This is a genomic window from Pseudomonas sp. D3 (assembly GCF_029320995.1).
Classification (GTDB): domain Bacteria; phylum Pseudomonadota; class Gammaproteobacteria; order Pseudomonadales; family Pseudomonadaceae; genus Aquipseudomonas; species Aquipseudomonas paraveronii.
Genome location: NZ_CP119772.1, coordinates 4412166 through 4428601 on the forward strand (window position 1 = coordinate 4412166; position 16436 = coordinate 4428601).

At 59.9% G+C, this 16436-nt stretch carries 14 protein-coding genes and 1 pseudogene; 10 read left to right on the plus strand and 5 right to left on the minus strand.

Features of this window, described 5'->3' with window-relative positions:
- Positions 1-22: 22 nt before the first annotated feature.
- The 4 genes from cydB to P3S72_RS20155 all read right to left on the minus strand — a co-directional run bounded on the left by cydB (position 23) and on the right by P3S72_RS20155 (position 4395).
- Positions 23-1159, minus strand: a complete 1137-nt coding sequence (cydB, locus tag P3S72_RS20140) for a cytochrome d ubiquinol oxidase subunit II (RefSeq protein WP_276193776.1) — start codon at positions 1157-1159, stop codon at positions 23-25.
- Positions 1152-2723 (minus strand): cytochrome ubiquinol oxidase subunit I, encoded by a 1572-nt coding sequence (locus P3S72_RS20145; protein WP_276193777.1) that lies wholly within the window; start codon positions 2721-2723, stop codon positions 1152-1154. Before P3S72_RS20145 ends, cydB begins: the two co-directional genes overlap by 8 nt.
- A complete protein-coding gene (cydP, locus tag P3S72_RS20150; RefSeq protein ID WP_253397168.1) occupies positions 2720-2896 on the minus strand; it encodes a cytochrome oxidase putative small subunit CydP in 177 nt (58 codons plus the stop codon). The genes P3S72_RS20145 and cydP overlap by 4 nt, the downstream gene beginning before the upstream one ends.
- 158 nt (positions 2897-3054) lie before the next feature.
- Positions 3055-4395, minus strand: a complete 1341-nt coding sequence (locus tag P3S72_RS20155; protein ID WP_276193778.1) for a sigma 54-interacting transcriptional regulator — start codon at positions 4393-4395, stop codon at positions 3055-3057.
- A 243-nt stretch (positions 4396-4638) separates the two neighbouring features.
- Here P3S72_RS20155 and P3S72_RS20160 point away from each other — a divergent pair, with 243 nt between their 5' ends.
- The 5 genes and pseudogenes from P3S72_RS20160 (at position 4639) to P3S72_RS20180 (ending at position 10646) form a co-directional block, all read left to right on the plus strand.
- On the plus strand, positions 4639-5517 hold the full coding sequence (locus P3S72_RS20160) for an MBL fold metallo-hydrolase (protein WP_276193779.1): 879 nt from the start codon (positions 4639-4641) through the stop codon (positions 5515-5517).
- 57 nt (positions 5518-5574) lie between these two features.
- Positions 5575-7245 carry a bifunctional protein tyrosine phosphatase family protein/NAD(P)/FAD-dependent oxidoreductase gene (locus P3S72_RS20165; protein ID WP_276193780.1) on the plus strand — a complete coding sequence of 557 codons (1671 nt, stop codon included), beginning with the start codon at positions 5575-5577 and terminating at the stop codon, positions 7243-7245.
- A gap of 28 nt (positions 7246-7273) precedes the next feature.
- Positions 7274-8077, plus strand: a complete 804-nt coding sequence (locus P3S72_RS20170) for a sulfite exporter TauE/SafE family protein (RefSeq protein ID WP_276193781.1) — start codon at positions 7274-7276, stop codon at positions 8075-8077.
- A gap of 11 nt (positions 8078-8088) precedes the next feature.
- A pseudogene (locus tag P3S72_RS20175) lies at positions 8089-8280 on the plus strand (DUF6691 family protein); the annotation flags it as partial.
- Between the two features lie 809 nt (positions 8281-9089).
- Positions 9090-10646 (plus strand): methyl-accepting chemotaxis protein, encoded by a 1557-nt coding sequence (locus P3S72_RS20180; RefSeq protein ID WP_276193782.1) that lies wholly within the window; start codon positions 9090-9092, stop codon positions 10644-10646.
- A gap of 99 nt (positions 10647-10745) precedes the next feature.
- On the opposite strand, the gene P3S72_RS20185 is transcribed toward P3S72_RS20180, so the two are convergent.
- Entirely contained in the window at positions 10746-11780 is a 1035-nt protein-coding gene (locus tag P3S72_RS20185) for an Ldh family oxidoreductase (protein WP_276193783.1), read from the minus strand.
- Positions 11781-11927: 147 nt separating this feature from the next.
- Between P3S72_RS20185 and P3S72_RS20190 the strand changes: the two genes are divergently transcribed.
- From P3S72_RS20190 to P3S72_RS20210, 5 genes are all read left to right on the plus strand, one after another.
- Complete coding sequence (locus P3S72_RS20190; RefSeq protein ID WP_276193784.1) at positions 11928-12809, plus strand: MurR/RpiR family transcriptional regulator; 882 nt, start codon at positions 11928-11930, stop codon at positions 12807-12809.
- A gap of 22 nt (positions 12810-12831) precedes the next feature.
- Entirely contained in the window at positions 12832-13590 is a 759-nt protein-coding gene (locus P3S72_RS20195) for a transporter substrate-binding domain-containing protein (protein WP_276193785.1), read from the plus strand.
- Between the two features lie 110 nt (positions 13591-13700).
- On the plus strand, positions 13701-14420 hold the full coding sequence (locus P3S72_RS20200; protein ID WP_247404186.1) for an ABC transporter permease subunit: 720 nt from the start codon (positions 13701-13703) through the stop codon (positions 14418-14420).
- The gene (locus tag P3S72_RS20205) at positions 14417-15127 is read left to right on the plus strand and encodes an ABC transporter permease subunit (protein ID WP_247404188.1); all 711 of its coding nucleotides are present in this window, start codon (positions 14417-14419) and stop codon (positions 15125-15127) included. The genes P3S72_RS20200 and P3S72_RS20205 overlap by 4 nt, the downstream gene beginning before the upstream one ends.
- A 50-nt stretch (positions 15128-15177) precedes the next feature.
- Entirely contained in the window at positions 15178-16419 is a 1242-nt protein-coding gene (locus P3S72_RS20210) for an FAD-dependent oxidoreductase (protein WP_276193786.1), read from the plus strand.
- Positions 16420-16436 lie beyond the last annotated feature (17 nt).

Below are 16436 nucleotides of genomic sequence, written 5' to 3' on the forward strand. Positions count from 1 at the left end.
AGTCTTTGCTCCTCTGATGGCGTTAGTAGGCCGAATGTTCGTTGGCTTCGATCTGTGCCACGGTGACCTTGCCGCGCATGACGCGATAGGCCCACGAGGTGTAGATCACGATCAGCGGCATGAAGATCAACGTGGCCCAGAACATGATGGACAGGCTCAGATGACTGGACACACTGTCCCACACGGTCAGGCTGGCCGCAGGCACGGTTGAGGACGGCATGACGAAGGGAAACATCGAGACACCGGCCGTGCTAATCACCCCGATCACCGCGAGCGACGACGCGACAAACGCGACCAGTGTGCGGCGCATCAGCATCAACAACGCGGCGCCGGCTGCGCCAACCAAGCCCAGCGCGGGCAGCAGCCACAACACAGGATAATGACCATAGTTGGCCATCCAGGCCCCCGCTTCGCGCACCACGGTCTTGTTGAGAATGTCCGGCAGCCCGGCGGTATCCACCACCGAGGTAATGCGATAGCCGTCGATCCATTGCAACCACACGCCGGCAATGACGAATGTGCACAGCAGCACCAGCGCCGCGCCAACCCCGCCCTTGATCGCACGGGCCTGGATCACGCCTTCAGTGCGGTGCGCCAGATAGGTCCCGCCTTGCAGGGTGATCATTGCACTGCTCACCACACCGGTCAGCAGCGCGAAGGGGTTCAGCAGTTGCCAGAAACTCCCGGTGTACGTCGATACCAGCATGTTATTGAAGTGGAACGGTACGCCTTGCAACAGGTTGCCGAACGCGATGCCGAATACCAGCGGCGGCACGGCCCCGCCGACAAACAGCCCCCAGTCCCAGGTGCTGCGCCATTTGGCGTTGTGAATCTTGCTGCGATAGTCAAACCCCACCGGGCGGAAGAACAGCGCCCACAGGACCAGAATCATCGCCCAGTAGAACCCGCTGAACGCGGTGGCATACACCACCGGCCACGCGGCGAACAGTGCGCCGCCCGCGGTGATGAACCACACCTGGTTGCCGTCCCAGTGCGGCCCTACGGTGTTGATTGCGACGCGGCGTTCCACGTCCGAGCGGCCGACGAAGGGCAGCAAGGTGCCGACCCCCATGTCGTGACCGTCCATGATGGCGAAGCCGATCAGCAGTACGCCGACCAGTGCCCACCAGATAATTTTCAGGGTGAAGTAATCAAGCATGATGGAGTTCCTTCATGTTGGCATCGTAAGCATAACGACCGGTTCCGAGGCTGCCCGGCCCTTGGCGGGCGAACTTGACCATCAGGAACATTTCAACCACCAGCAGCACGGTGTAGAAAGCGACGAAGCCTGCCAGCGAGCCATAGAGGTTATTGACGCTAAGGGTGGAGACACTCATGTGAGTGGGCAGCACGCCGTAGATGGTCCAGGGTTGACGACCATATTCAGCGACGAACCAGCCCAGCTCACAGGCCAGCCAAGGCGCAGGCAGCATGCACAGGGCCCAACGCAGCAACCAGCGGCGGCGTGTGCAGACCGACTGCAAGGTGCTCCAGAAGGCCAGCCCGAACAGCAGGAGCATGGCGAAACCCAGCGCGACCATGATCCGGAACGCCCAGAACATCGGGGTCACGTGCGGTACGGTGTCGTTCATCGCCTTGTCGATGATCTCCGGCGTGGCCTGGTTGACGTCTTCAACGTACTTTTTCAGCAGCAGGCCAAAGCCGAGGTCCGCTTTGTACTCTTCGAAGGTATCGAACGCCGCCTTATCGGTGCGATCGGCCCGCAGGGCTTCAAGCGCATTGACGGCGGTAATGCCACGCAGGATGCGCGCGCGGTTCTTCGCTTTGATGTCGTGAATGCCAGGAATCTGCTTGCTCACCGAGCGTGTGCCGATCAAGCCCATCACCCAGGGCACATCGACTTCCCAGTTATTCTTGGACTCGGCTTCGTTGATGCTGGCCAGCAAGGTCAGGCCCGCCGGCGCGGGCTTGGTTTCCCACATGGCTTCCATGGCCGCCAGCTTGGTTTGCTGCGCCTCACCCACGGTGTAACCCGATTCATCCCCCAGCACGATCACGCTCAGCACCGAGGCCAGACCGAACGCCGCCGCCACCCGGAAGCTGCGTTTGGCGAACTCGACATCACGGTTCTTGAGCAAGTACCAGCTGGAGATCGACAACACGAACATCGAACCGGTGACATAACCGGCCGACACCGTGTGCACAAACTTGGCCTGGGCGACCGGGTTGAACACCACCGCCCAGAAATCGACCATCTCCATGCGCATGGTGATGTAGCTGAATTCCGAGCCCACCGGGTTCTGCATCCAGCCATTGGCGATCAGGATCCACAGCGCCGACAGGTTGGTACCGACGGCCATCAGCAGCGTGACCAGCAAGTGGTGCTCTTTCTTCAGGCGATCCCAGCCAAAGAAGAACAGACCGATCATGGTCGATTCGAGGAAGAACGCCATCAAGCCCTCGATGGCCAGCGGCGCACCGAAGATGTCGCCCACGTAGTGCGAGTAGTACGCCCAGTTGGTGCCGAACTGGAATTCCAGGGTGATACCGGTTGTCACCCCCAGGGCGAAGTTAATGCCGAATAACTTGCCCCAGAAGCGCGTCATGTCCTTCCAGATGACATTCCCGGTCATCACATAGACGCTTTCCATGATGACGAGCAGCCACACCATGCCAACCGTCAGCGGTACGAATAGAAAGTGGTAAAGCGCAGTGGCTGCGAACTGCAGCCGTGACAAATCCACCAGTTGTTCTGATATCACTTGCTTGCCCCTTGAGTCGAGGTGGGTACACCGAAACGGTTGCCGACAATGTTCGGGTCGACACTGACGTGCGAATCCCGGATGAACAGCCACCACAGCACGCTCAACAGCAGGAGCTTGATCAGCACCGCTGTAATCAGATGGCGTAGGAGGCGTTTGTCGGAAATGGTCATGCCTATGCAGTAAGCACAGGACATGCCAAAGGCAAAATCTCTATTTTTATCTTTTAAAAACAGACAGTTAACATTTTATTGCGACAGATTTAGCGCACCGCCGCAGATCAATTCGCTGCCAATCTGCCAGCATGGCAGTCATTGGCAGTCGTCGATGACTAGGCCAGGCCCTGTTCTTTCAGGCGCCGGTACAAGGTGCGGTCGCTGATCCCCAGGTGCTTGGCCAACTCGCTACGGGTGCCTTTGAATGTCGCCAGTGCCTGCGCCAGCGTGCTGTCATCGAACGACGTCGAAGCAGCAGAAGCATCAGCAGCAGCCTGAAGCGGCAGCGCCACGGACGCCTGGGGTAAATGGATGGCACGGATGACGCCATCGTCAGCGAACAGACTCGCTCTTTCCAGGGCATTGCGTAACTCACGGATATTGCCAGGCCACGGATACTGTTGAAGTCTTGCCAGGGCTTCGGCGTCGATGGTCAGCCGACGTTTGCCGGCACCGCGACGTTGCAGAAATGAATTCACCAGCAAGCCGATGTCTTCTACCCGGTTGCGCAAAGGGGGCAAGTGAATGGGAAAAGCGCTGATGCGGTAGTACAGGTCCTGCCTGAACTCGCCTTTTTCCATCATTTTTTCCAGCGGTTTGTGGGTGGCGGCAATCAATCTGAAATTGGCGTGGAAAGTCTCGACACTGCCGACCCGGCGATAGGTGCCCGATTCGATCAGGCGCAACAGTTTGACCTGCATGGACAACGGCACATCGCCAATCTCATCTAGAAACAACGTGCCGCCCTGGGCCGTTTCAACCAAGCCGGGCTTGCGCGTGACAGCGCCGGTGAAGGCACCTTTTTCATGGCCGAACAACTCGCTCTCAAAGAGTGTCTCGGTCAAGCCTGAACAATCCACCACGACAAACGGCCCGCTGGCCCGCTCGCTGGTTTCATGGACGGCGCGCGCGAACAGCTCTTTGCCCGTGCCCGACTCGCCCAGAAGCAGCACCGGCAGCATGGAGGGCGCCACCCGCTGCAGTTCCGACAGGGCGAGGTTGAAGGCCGGTGAACAGCCGACCAAGCCATCGTTGCTCGGGCGCGCGGAGGCGCTGCGCACCAGCGTCAGGCGCTCCACATAAGCGGTGATCGCACCATGCTCGTCGAGGATCGGGCGCAATTCGACATCGACGTGCTCAGGCCCACGCGGTGTGTGGTGGATGTGCAAGACACGATCCGGCCCGCGCATTTCCTGGGCCTTTTTCATCGGGCAATTCTCACCCGCCTGGTCACAGGGGACGTCGTAATGGTGTGAGACCTGATAACACTTATGGCCGATAAACGGTTTGTCAGCGCTGCCGAACTGGCGCTGATAGGCCGTATTGGCCGCCAGGATGTTGTAGTCCGGATCGAGCACGATCATTGGATGGGGTTCGTGTTCCAGAAACGAAACAAGCGACTGCACTTGATCCGGGCGTGGGACGGCGTCGGGTGGGGTAGGCAGAAAAGTCTTCATCACGGCTCCTGGTATCCATTCTTCCATCCTGTTGTGGCACTGCCACCTCTGTCAAGGCACTGCCAATGGCAGAGGACTCCACCAGATTCAGGCCGGAACACCCCCATACAAAAACACAAAGCCCAATAAAATCAATTGGATATTAGGCTATTTCGCTACAGCCATGGCCTGGCAAACTTATTGCATCGACAGTCCTTAGTCTAAGCGGCTCGAAAAAAAAGCCCCCCCCTAAGGAGACAGTTCATGCGCGTCAAACTTCACGTCGAAGGCTTCTTCGATTCTGCTACCCACACCGTCAGCTATCTGGTGCTCGATGAGGCCACCCTCCACTGCGCGATTATCGACAGCGTATTGGATTACGACCCTAAATCAGGCTACACCGCCGCCACCTCCGCCGACCGTCTGATAGCACGGGTGAACGAGCTGAACGCAAAGGTCGAGTGGATTCTCGAGACCCACGTCCACGCCGACCACCTGACCGCCGCGCCCTACCTGAAAGAAAAGCTCGGTGGAAAAATAGGCATCGGCAGCCAGATCTCGACGGTGCAAAAGGTCTTCGGCACGCTGTTCAATACCGGTAGTGAGATGCCCCGCGACGGCAGCCAGTTCGATCACCTGTTCGTCAACGACGAATCGTTCAGCATCGGCACGCTGCACTGCACCGCGCTGCATACACCCGGCCATACGCCGGCCTGTATGACTTACCTGATCAGCAAGGGCAGCGAAACGGCGGCCTTCGTCGGCGATACGCTGTTCATGCCCGACTACGGCACCGCCCGCTGCGACTTCCCCGGCGGTAATGCGCGCACGCTGTTCCAGTCAATCAACAAAGTGTTGAGCCTGCCCGCAGATACGTTGCTGTATATGTGCCACGACTACCAGCCAGGCGGCCGCGAGCTGCAATTCGTCAGCACCGTTGCCGAACAACGCGAGCACAACGTGCATGTGCGTAACGGCATCAGTGAGGAGGAGTTCGTGGCGATGCGTACCAAGCGGGATGCCTCGATGGACATGCCGACACTGATCCTGCCCTCGGTCCAGGTCAACATGCGAGCCGGGCATTTGCCCGAGCCTGAATCGAACGGGACCCGCTATCTGAAAATCCCGCTCAACGTCGCCTGACACTCATCCCCCCCCCAAAAAAACATATAAGAAAAAATACCCATAACGGAGACACTTATGGATATCCGCCGCCTTGCACCTGCTTTATCGGTATCAGAACAGATTCTCCCCAGCCAACTGGCTGAACTGAAAGCCGCCGGCTTTCGCGCCATCATCTGTAACCGCCCCGATGGCGAAGGCAGCGACCAACCGTTGTTTGCCGAAATCAAACGCGCCGCCGATGCGGTCGGCATCGAGGCGCACTACCTTCCCGCCGAATCGGGCAAAGTCACCGACGAGCAAGGGGTCGCCTTCGGCACGCTGCTGGAAACGCTGCCCAAGCCGGTATTGGCCTATTGCCGCTCCGGTATGCGCTCGACAACGATGTGGGCGCTGTCACAAGCGGGTCAACACGACCTGCCGCACATCGTCGAAAGCGCCAAAAAAGCCGGCTTCGACATGAAAGGCGTGATTCGGCGGATTGCGAACCAGGGTCGCACGCCGGTCGAAGTGGCTGAGGCGCAGCACACCGTGGTCATCATCGGCGCGGGCGCGGCGGGTATCGCCACCGCCTCCAGCCTGCTGGCCCGCGCGCCGGGGCTCGACATTGCGATCGTCGACCCGGCCGATGTGCATTACTACCAGCCTGGCTGGACGCTGGTGGGCGCGGGTGTGTTCGACGCGCGCCAAACGGCTCACACGATGGGCACCACCCTGCCCCGCGGCGTGCATTGGATCAAGGCGGCGGTGGCGGCTTTCGAGCCCGAGCGAAATGCGGTCATTCTGGATGGCTGCCGGGTCGTCAAATACGAGCAACTGATCGTGTGCCCCGGCCTGAAGCTCGATTGGCACGCCGTCGAAGGGTTGTCGGAGACCCTGGGCCGCAACGGCGTGACCTCCAACTACCTGTATCACCTGGCGCCTTATACCTGGGAAAGGGTGCAGCAACTGCGCGGTGGCCGGGCGATTTTCACGCAGCCGCCGATGCCGATCAAATGTGCCGGGGCACCGCAAAAAGCCATGTACCTATCGGCCGATCATTGGAAACGCAGCGGCGTACTGGATGCCATCGAGATCGAGTTCTACAGCACCGGTGCAGTGCTGTTTGGGGTTCCCGATTATGTGCCGGCGCTGATGGAATACGTCACGGCTTACGGTATCGACCTGAATTTCGGCAACACCCTCACCCGCGTCGACGGCCCGGCACGGACGGCCACGTTCAGCGGCGTGAACCCGGATGGCAGCCCCCGTGTGGTGACCCGTGAGTTTGATTTGCTGCATGTGGTACCACCGCAGGTCGCGCCGGATTTCATTCGGGTCAGCCCGTTGGCTGACGCGGCCGGCTGGATTGATATCGACCCCGCCACGCTGCGGCATAAAACCTGGGCAAACATTCATGCGCTGGGCGACGCGGCCAATTCGAGCAACGCCAAGACCGCTGCCGCCGCCCGCAAGCAGGCGCCGGTGGTGGCCCATAACGTGTTGGCGGCCATGGGTAAGGCGAACGGTTGCGCCCAGTACGACGGTTATGGCTCCTGCCCGCTGACGGTGGAACGCGGCAAGATCGTCCTGGCGGAGTTCACCTATGGCGGCAAGGTCGCCCCCAGCTTCCCGTCATGGCTGATCGACGGCACCCGCCCCTCCCGACTGGCCTGGCTGCTCAAAGAGCGGATTCTTCCACCGCTGTATTGGAAGGGCATGCTCAAGGGCCGCGAATGGCTGGCGAAACCCGAGTTGACCGACCAATGAAATCAGGGCTGAACGCAAGGAGACTGAAATGATCATCGTCTTACTGCTCGGGCTGACAGTGGGCGTGATTCTGGCGCTGACCGGCGCCGGCGGTGGAATACTCGCGGTGCCGTTGCTGGTGTTCGGGGCGGGCTTGAGCATGGCCGAGGCCGGGCCCATTGGCCTGCTGGCCGTCGGCCTGGCCGCGACCCTGGGCGCGGTGATGGGCCTGAAAAACGGCACCGTCCGCTACAAGGCAGCGCTGTTAATTGCCACCGCAGGCATCATCTGTTCGCCCCTGGGCCTTTGGTTGGCGCAGCGCACGCCGAATCGTCCGTTGACGATCCTGTTTGCCTGCGTGCTGATGTATGTGGCGTTCCGGGTATTCAAACGGTCGTTGCCGCCCTCCCCCACGTCGAAGGCGACTGCGACCAAGCCGCCGCCCTGCGTATTGGACGCCCAACGAGGCAAGCTGAACTGGACGGCGCCGTGCGCCTGGGCGCTCACAGTGTCTGGCGTGGTTGCGGGCGGGCTTTCAGGCCTGCTCGGCGTGGGCGGCGGCTTTGTGATGGTGCCGGCGCTACAGCGATACACCAATTTGACCGCGCAGTCGGTGCTGGCAACGTCCCTGGCGGTGATTGCACTGGTGTCGATGTCCGGCGTTGCCGCCAGCTCTGCGGCCGGGCATCTGCAGTGGGCGATTGCCCTGCCGTTCTCCATAGGTGCATTGTTTGGAATGGCCTGCGGGCGCCTGATCGCAGCGCGGCTGGCAGGCCCGCACTTGCAACGCGGGTTTGCCGCCGTGTCGATGCTGGTTGCGGTGGCCCTACTGGTCAAAGCGATTGGATCATGAGCCTAGACTAGCGACTTCCAGGCGTGCCTGAACTGGGCCGACGCCAGGTTGGCGGCAGCCTGTTATTTGGCATCGGTTGGGACATTGCCAGGATTTGCCCTGGCCCGGCGGTGGCCATCCTGCTGAAGGGACACTGGCAAGCCATCGTGTTTTTGCATCTAAGACGCAACTACCGCCGCAGCATTTTATTGAATAACGGTTAAAGGCAGACTCAACTTATCAGCTGAATCGAATCATCTGCTTAATACGACAAACCACTCTAGCTGCGCGGGCAACATTATAAGCTTGGTGAATATCCGCACCCAAAAAAATCCAATTTTACTCCGCCTCCTCGTTAGCCATTAGTCGAATACTGCCCCTCACGAGCAGGGCTTTATAGTGCGCGATAGAAAAACCAACCACGATTAAAATCGACTCTCGGTACTTTTAATGTCGCCCATACACGCCTCACCCAACACCCTTCAGATAAATGAGGAACTGTTGCAATTACTCCGAGCGACGGCGAACGCCCAAACGCTCTGGATGACAACTGTCAATCATTTAGAGGCGGCCTGTGATGAGGTATGGCTGGCTCGCATGTTTGAGGTGGAGAGCCTTGAAAACCAATACAGGGCCTGCCAGGACCAATTGTTTTCCTATCTAAAAAAAGCGATCAAGATCTAAATCCCTAATGACGACCCTGCACTCTTTTCGGGCGTTGGCGCCCTGAATACGGGCCCGCCAGAACCCGGACCGTCTGAATATTCGACTAAAGTACAAGGCCGCACTGTTACGCTCGTAAACGCCCCCTTAGTTGAAGAGCCTGCCTCTTCTCCAACGCCCTACAGACGTGGGCTGTAACCTTACAGTCCCACCGCCCCACAATGTCTCGCACATTCCAAAGTTTTTAGACACGCCGCGAATTGTCCTTCGGAACAGCGCGACCGTCAGACTAAAACTAAAGCATTGGAATGGATGGTCGACATTCAGGGAATCAAGGATCACTCAACCTGCGTTACAACCTGGAGTCCATATGTTCGGCTGGATCAGCAATATCCGCGTCAGTGCTAAATTAAGTTTGGGATTCGGCCTGGTACTGGGGCTTACATTGCTACTGGCCGCCACCGGCTGGTACGCCGTGGTGACATTGACCGATCGCGGGCTCAAGGTTGAGGAAATTGCGCAGATCAGCGATTACACCAAAGACTTGCGCATCATTCGTTTACGCATCGGTAAGAATACCCAACCGGATGCCTATCAACCGCTGCAGCAAACCCTGGACCGCCTGGCGGCCCACCTGGACAGTATCAAGGGAAAATTCATCGACCCACGGGATCAAGACCTGATTCAACAGCAGGGAAATGCGGCCAAAGAGTACGGGCAACTGCTGCATGACCTGGCCATGCCCAACGTTGACCAGGCGTCCCTGTTTAAACGAATGGGACAGTTGGGTGACGTGCTGCTCGACACCACGCAAAAACTGATTGAATCGCAAAATGCCAAACGCGATACCGATGCCGCGTCCGCCAAGACCTCGCTCGGACTCGTCGCGACCCTGGCCCTGCTGCTCGGCGCACTCGCCGCATGGGGCATCACACGGCAAATCGTCAATCCACTGCAGCACACGCTCCAGGCGGTGAACCGCATTGCCCGAGGCGATTTGACCGAGCATGTGGCGGTGACCCGGCGTGATGAACTGGGCCAACTGCAGTCAGGCCTCCAACAGATGATGCTCAACCTGCATGAGCTGATCGACGGCATTCGATCCGGCGTCATCCAGGTTGCCAGCGCTGCCGAACAGCTGTCGGCGGTCACCGAGCAAACGAATTCCGGCATCAGCAACCAGAAAGCCGAAACGGATCATGTCGCCACCTCAATGAACGAGATGACCGCCACTGTGCACAACGTCGCCCGCAACGCCGAGGAGGCCTCCGCCGCCGCGTCCGCCGCAGATCAGCAAGCCTGCGAGGGCGAGCAGATCGTGGGGGAAGCCATCGCGCAGATCCAGCGCCTGGCGGCAGAACTCAACCAATCGGCAGACGCCGTCCGCCACCTGCAGGAACAAAGCGATAAAATCGGCGGCGTACTGGATGTGATCAAGGCCGTCGCCCAGCAAACCAACCTGCTGGCGCTGAACGCTGCGATTGAAGCCGCCCGCGCCGGAGAGGCCGGTCGCGGTTTTGCGGTCGTGGCTGACGAGGTGCGCAACCTCGCCCTGCGCACCCAGCGCTCCACCGAAGAAATTGAAATCCTGGTCGCCGGCGTACAAAGCGGCACCCAAGCCGTGGCCACCGGCATGGAAAGCAGCCTGTTGCTGAGCGAAAGCAGCGTGGAATACACCCACCGCGTCGTCAGCGCGCTGGAAAACATCACCAGCAAGGTCTCGATCATTCAGGCGATGAATCAGCAGATTGCCACGGCGGCGGAACAGCAAAGCGCCGTCACCGAGGAGATCAATCGCAGCGTGATCAACGTTCGCGACATCTCCGACCAGACGGCAAACACCTGCGAAGAAACCGCCGCGTCGAGTAACGAACTGGCGCGGCTGGGGCATGAGCTGGAAAAGCTCGTGGAGCGTTTCAAGGTTTAGGTGTGGCAGGGCTGCTGCCGGTTTCCGGCAGCAGTGTGTGAGGGATGACGCGCCACGCAGCCAGGACGGCCTTTTGCAGTCGGGCCTATCCGCATGCAATCACACGATTGTGTCCGCCATCGCCCGCAGCTGCGCCAACTCCTGCTCCGCGATTGCCACGCCGTGCTGCGCGCAATGTTCGCGTTCGCGGTAACGACGCTCGCCCGGCATACGTTGCAAGCCGGCTTGATGCATATGCGCCACCAAGGTCTGGGCACGCTGGGCAAAACGCTCGCCAACGGACTTGCGCGGATCGATCACGATAATCAATTGCCCGGTCCACGGCGTTTTCGCCCCGGGGTGCTGATGCCAGTCGAACTCAAAAGAGAAGTTGCCGCCGGTCAGCGCGGCCGCCAGCAACTCCACCATCATCGACAGGGCCGAGCCCTTGTGCCCGCCAAACGGCAACAATGCGCCGCCATTGAGAATCGCGTTTGGGTCCTGTGTCGCCAGCCCCTGGCTATCGACACCAATGCCCGGCGGCAAGGTCTCACCCGCCCGCGCAGCGATCTGCACATCGCCATGGGCCATGGCACTGGTCGCCATGTCGAAAACGATCGGATCGCTTCCCGCACAAGGCGCCGCGAAGGCAATCGGGTTGGTGCCAAACAGGGGGCGTTGAGCGCCATGGGGCACCACGCAGGTCATGCTATTGACCACACTCAAGGCCACCAGCCCTTCCTCGGCGAAGGGTTCAACATCTGGCCAGAGCGCCGCGAAATGGTGGGAGTTGTGAATCGCCAGGACCGCAATCCCGGCACTGCGGGCTTTTTCCAGCAATAACTCGCGGGCAGCGGCCAGGGCCGGTTGGGCGAAACCGTTGCGCGCATCGACCCGGACATAACCCGAGGCGACATCTTCCACCACCGGCACCGCCCGGCCATCGACCCAGCCACTGGCCAGGGTCGAAACGTAGCCGGGAATCCGGAACACCCCGTGGCTGTGAGCGCCGTCGCGCTGGGCGCTGGCGCAGTTATGGGCCAGTACCGCAGCGACTTCAGCCGACGTGCCATGGCGCTCGAAAATAGCGCGCAGCAACACGACCAAATCGCTGAAAGCAATAGGCTCTACAGCAGAATGTGCAGGTGAAGGCATGTAAAAACTCCCGGATCGAGGTAGGGCAAAGCCAGGGCCGTTGCAGGCATTCGACTATCTAGTCATGACAGCAAACTGTCAAATGTTGACTTGATGACAGAAAACATTCATTTTCTGTCGCAAGCAAAAAATACAGTGAGTCGTACCGTGAGCCAACCGATCAAGCAACGCCTTGAAAACAGTCTGTCGACAGCTGCCGCTTCCGGTCGGACGATTGCCACGTACATGCTCGCCAACCTACATGAGCTGCCCTTTCAGACCGCCGCCGATATCGCCCAGAAACTCGGGGTCAGCGAATCGAGCGTGGGGCGCTTTTGTCGCTCACTCGGTTACAGCCATTTCAAGGATCTGAAAAACGACCTGAAAGATGACCTCGGCGATGGCCCGTGGCTGGTGGGCGACCGGTTGCAAGAATTTCGTCAGCAGCAGAGCCACAACCCGCAAGGCCCTTCACGCAGCCTGGAACTGGAAGTCGCCGCGCTGGTACGCGTCTACGAACACAGCCAGACGCCCGCGTGGAATACCGTCAGCGAACGCTTGGCAAACACCCCAAAAATCTTCGTTGCCGGCTTTCAGACCGAACGCGGCATCGCCCTCTCGATGGTGCACCTGTTGCAGTACCTGCGCGATGGCGTGCAGGTGGTGGACGGCGCTGCCGGGCATTTCGGCGACGTGTTGCTGAGCAACCCCGAACACACCGCGCTGGTGGTGTTCGAGGCGCGCCGCTATTCGCGCCACGCCCTGACCCTGTGCCGCAAGGCCCGGGCGGCCGGCATCCCGGTGACGCTGATCACTGACACCTTTTGCGATTGGGCCGAATTGCACGCCGACGAGGTCTTTCGCCTGCCTACCGAATTCAATCTTTTCTGGGAATCGACGGCGACGATGCTGTCGCTGGTGCACCTGATGGTCAACGAGGTCTGTAAGAAACTCGGCCCCGATGTAGAGAAACGCTTGGAAGCAACTGCCGCGCTACACAACGAATTCGTGGGTTACACATCGTCACTCGCGAGCAAACAAGAGCAATAGGCCAGCAGATTGAGAGGCAACGATGAAACGATTCATTCGCTTTGCAAGTGTGTGTGCGGTATTCGCCGCCAGTGTCGGTGTCGCTCAGGCCGACGTCTTGAAAATCGCCACTGAAGGTGCTTACCCGCCGTTTAACTATGTCGATTCGGATAACAAACTCCATGGCTTTGACGTCGATATTGCCCTCGCCCTGTGCGAGCGCATGCAGGCCCAATGCACCCTTGTGGCACAAGACTGGGACGGCATCATTCCGGCCTTGATGGCCAAGAAATATGACGCGGTCGTGGCGTCGATGATCGACACCGAAGAGCGCCGCAAGAAAATCAGCTTCACCCGTCACTACTACAAAACCCCACTGTCGGTTGCGGTTCCCAGCGACTCGGACATCAGCGACGCGCAGACCCACTTCAAAGGTAAAACCGTCGGCGCACAATCCTCTTCCACCCAGTCAATTTATGCCGAAGACGTGTATGGCAAAGCCGGCGCCAACGTGAAGCTCTACCCGACGCTGGACGAGGCCAACAGCGACCTGGCGTCGGGTCGGCTCGACGGTGTGATTGCCGACAAATTCCCGCTCGCCGACTGGATCGACAAGGCCGGCAAGAGCTGCTGCAAAATGCTCGGCGACGTCAATGGCACCCAGGCGGATGCCTCGATTGCGGTGCGCAAGGAAGACAACGCGCTGCGCGAACGCTTCAACAAGGCCCTCGATGAAATTGTTGCCGACGGCACGTATCAGAAGATCTCCAGCAAGTACTTTGCTTTCGACATCTACCACTGATTCGTCGCCGCTCCGAGCACTGACTGTCCACCCGCTGCCTGAGCCCGGCCCTGGCCGGACGCAGGTTGGCCGGTGTTCATTTCACGATGTCCTTTCACGAGGGTTCGAGCATGATCGAACATCTATCGCTGTTGTCGTTTGCCAGCGGCGGCTGGGGGCAAGCGCTGCTGGCCGGGGCGCTGGTGACCCTGGGACTGGCGCTGGCCTGCTTGCCGATCGGCTTGCCCCTGGGGCTTGGACTGGCCTTGGCCGCGCGCTCGAAAAAGCCTTGGCTGCGATCATTTTCCACGCTGTTTTCCACGGTGTTCCGTGGCTTGCCCGAGTTGCTGACGCTGCTGATCATTTACTATGGCTGCCAGATTGCGGCACAAAAAATACTCGCGGCCATGGGCTACGAAACCCAGGTCACCATCAATACCTTTCTGGCCGCCATGGTCGCCTTCAGTTTCGTCTTTGCAGCGTTCTCCAGCGAGATCTGGCTCGCTGCGTTCAAGACTGTCGCCAAGGGTCAATACGAGGCGTCTGCGGCCCTCGGCCTGAGCAAGGCGACGACCTTTCGCAAAGTGGTGTTTCCGCAACTGGTGCGCATCGCCCTGCCCGGGCTGTCGAATAACTGGTTATCGCTGCTCAAGGACACGTCGCTGGTCTCGACTATTTCACTGGTCGATCTGATGCGCCAGACCAACCTGGCGGTGAGCGTGACCAAGGAGCCGTTGTTCTTCTATGCCGTGGCCTGCTTCGGTTACCTGTTCTTCTCGGCCCTGTCGGGGCGCGTGTTCGCGTTTATCGAGCAGCACTTCAATCGGCATCTGCGGAGCGCACGACCATGACGCTCGAGAGTTTTGCGCAGTTTTTCATCGACCTCGACCTGTTGCAGCGCTATGGCCCGCGCATGCTCGAAGGCTTGCTGGTAACGGGCAAGCTGGTGGCGATTTCATTCACCCTCGGCGCCCTGCTCGGCCTGCTGATTGCCTTGGCTCGGGTGTCCAACAGCCTGCTGTTGCAGCGCTTGAGCGCCCTGTACGTCTACTGCTTTCGGGGCTCGCCATTACTGGCGCAGTTGTTCCTGCTGTATTACGGCCTCGGGTCGTTCAAGGGGTTCTGGCAAGACGTCGGGCTGTGGTGGTTTTTCCGCGACGCGTGGTTTTGCACGCTGCTGGCCTTCACCTTGAATACGGCGGCGTATCAGGCAGAGATTTTCCGCGGCAGCCTGCTCTCGGTGTCCCAGGGGCAGCATGAGGCGGCCAAGGCCTTGAGCCTGAAACGCTCAACGACATTCTTCAAAGTCATCCTGCCGCAATCGCTGGTGGTCGCCATCGGCCCGCTGGGCAACGAGCTGATTCTGATGATCAAGGCCAGCGCCATCGCTTCGCTGGTGACCATTTACGACCTGATGGGCGTTAGCAAGCTGGCCTTCTCGCGCAGCCTCGATTTCCAGATTTACCTGTGGGCAGCCGTTCTTTATCTGCTGATCGTCGAAATTATCCGCCGCGTGCTCAAGCGCGTTGAAGCCCGACTGGGTCGCCATCTGCTCTGATGCCTGTCGTTTACCCCACGCCTGCACGGCGCGTTACAAGGAATTTTTTCATGCACTGCCAAACCATCGTTCTGGGCGCCGGGATTGTCGGCGTCTGTACCGCACTGCACCTGCAAGCGCGTGGTGTTCAGGTCATCCTGATCGACCGCCAGCAACCCGGCAACGGCACCAGCCATGGCAATGCCGGGTTGATCGAGCGCTCCAGTGTGATTCCCTATGCGTTCCCGCGAGAGCTGTCGAGCCTGGTGCGTTACGGCCTCAACCAGCAATCCGATGTGCGGTATAGCTGGCGCTACCTGCCCAAGGTCGCGCCTTGGCTATTCACCTACTGGCAGAACTCGTCGCCGCCCAGGTTGAACCAGGCCGCCCGCGCCATGCTGCCGTTGGTGCAGCGCTGCGTGGATGAGCACGATGTGCTGATCGAGGCCGCCGGCATGGGCGACCTGATCAAAGCCAATGGCTGGATCGAGGTGTTTCGCAATCAACCGGCCTTTATCAAGGCCCAAGCCGATGCCCATGCCTTGCAGCCTTATGGCTTGCGTTATGAAGTGCTGGACGGCGAGCAATTGCGCGAGCGTGAACCGTCGCTGAACGAACAGGCGGTGGGCGGCATTCACTGGCTTGATCCGAAAACCGTCAGCGATCCCGGGGCCCTGACCCGTGGCTACGCCGCGCTGTTTATCAAGCGCGGCGGGCAGTTCATTCAGGGCGATGCGCTGACGCTCAAACAGCTCGACGGCGGCTGGCAGGTTCAGACCGAACAAGGCCCGGTGAGTGCCGAACAGGCGGTGATCGCGCTCGGCCCACAGGCGCCCGAGCTGTTCAAGCCACTGGGCTATCGCATTCCGCTGGCAATCAAGCGCGGCTACCACATGCACTACAGCTCTTTGCACGATGCACAGTTGCAGCATTCCATTTGCGATGCCCAGGGCGGCTATGTCCTGGCACCGATGGCTCAGGGTATCCGGTTGACCACGGGCATCGAGTTTGCCGAGAGCAGCGATCAGGCCAATGACATTCAGCTCAGTCGCTGTGAAGCCCTGGCGCGCAAGTTCTACCCACTCGGCGAGCGTCTGGACCCCGAACCGTGGCTGGGTCTGCGTCCGTGCCTGCCGGACATGCGCCCGGTGATCGGCCCGGCGGTGCATCACCCGGGCCTGTGGTTCAACTTCGGCCATGCCCACCACGGCCTGACCCTCGGCCCAGTCAGCGGGCGCCTGCTCGCCGAGATGCTCACCGGCGCCCCGACCTTTACTGACCCGGCGCCTTACAGCGCAGAACGTTTCCACTGATTTGCGGAGTAACCGCC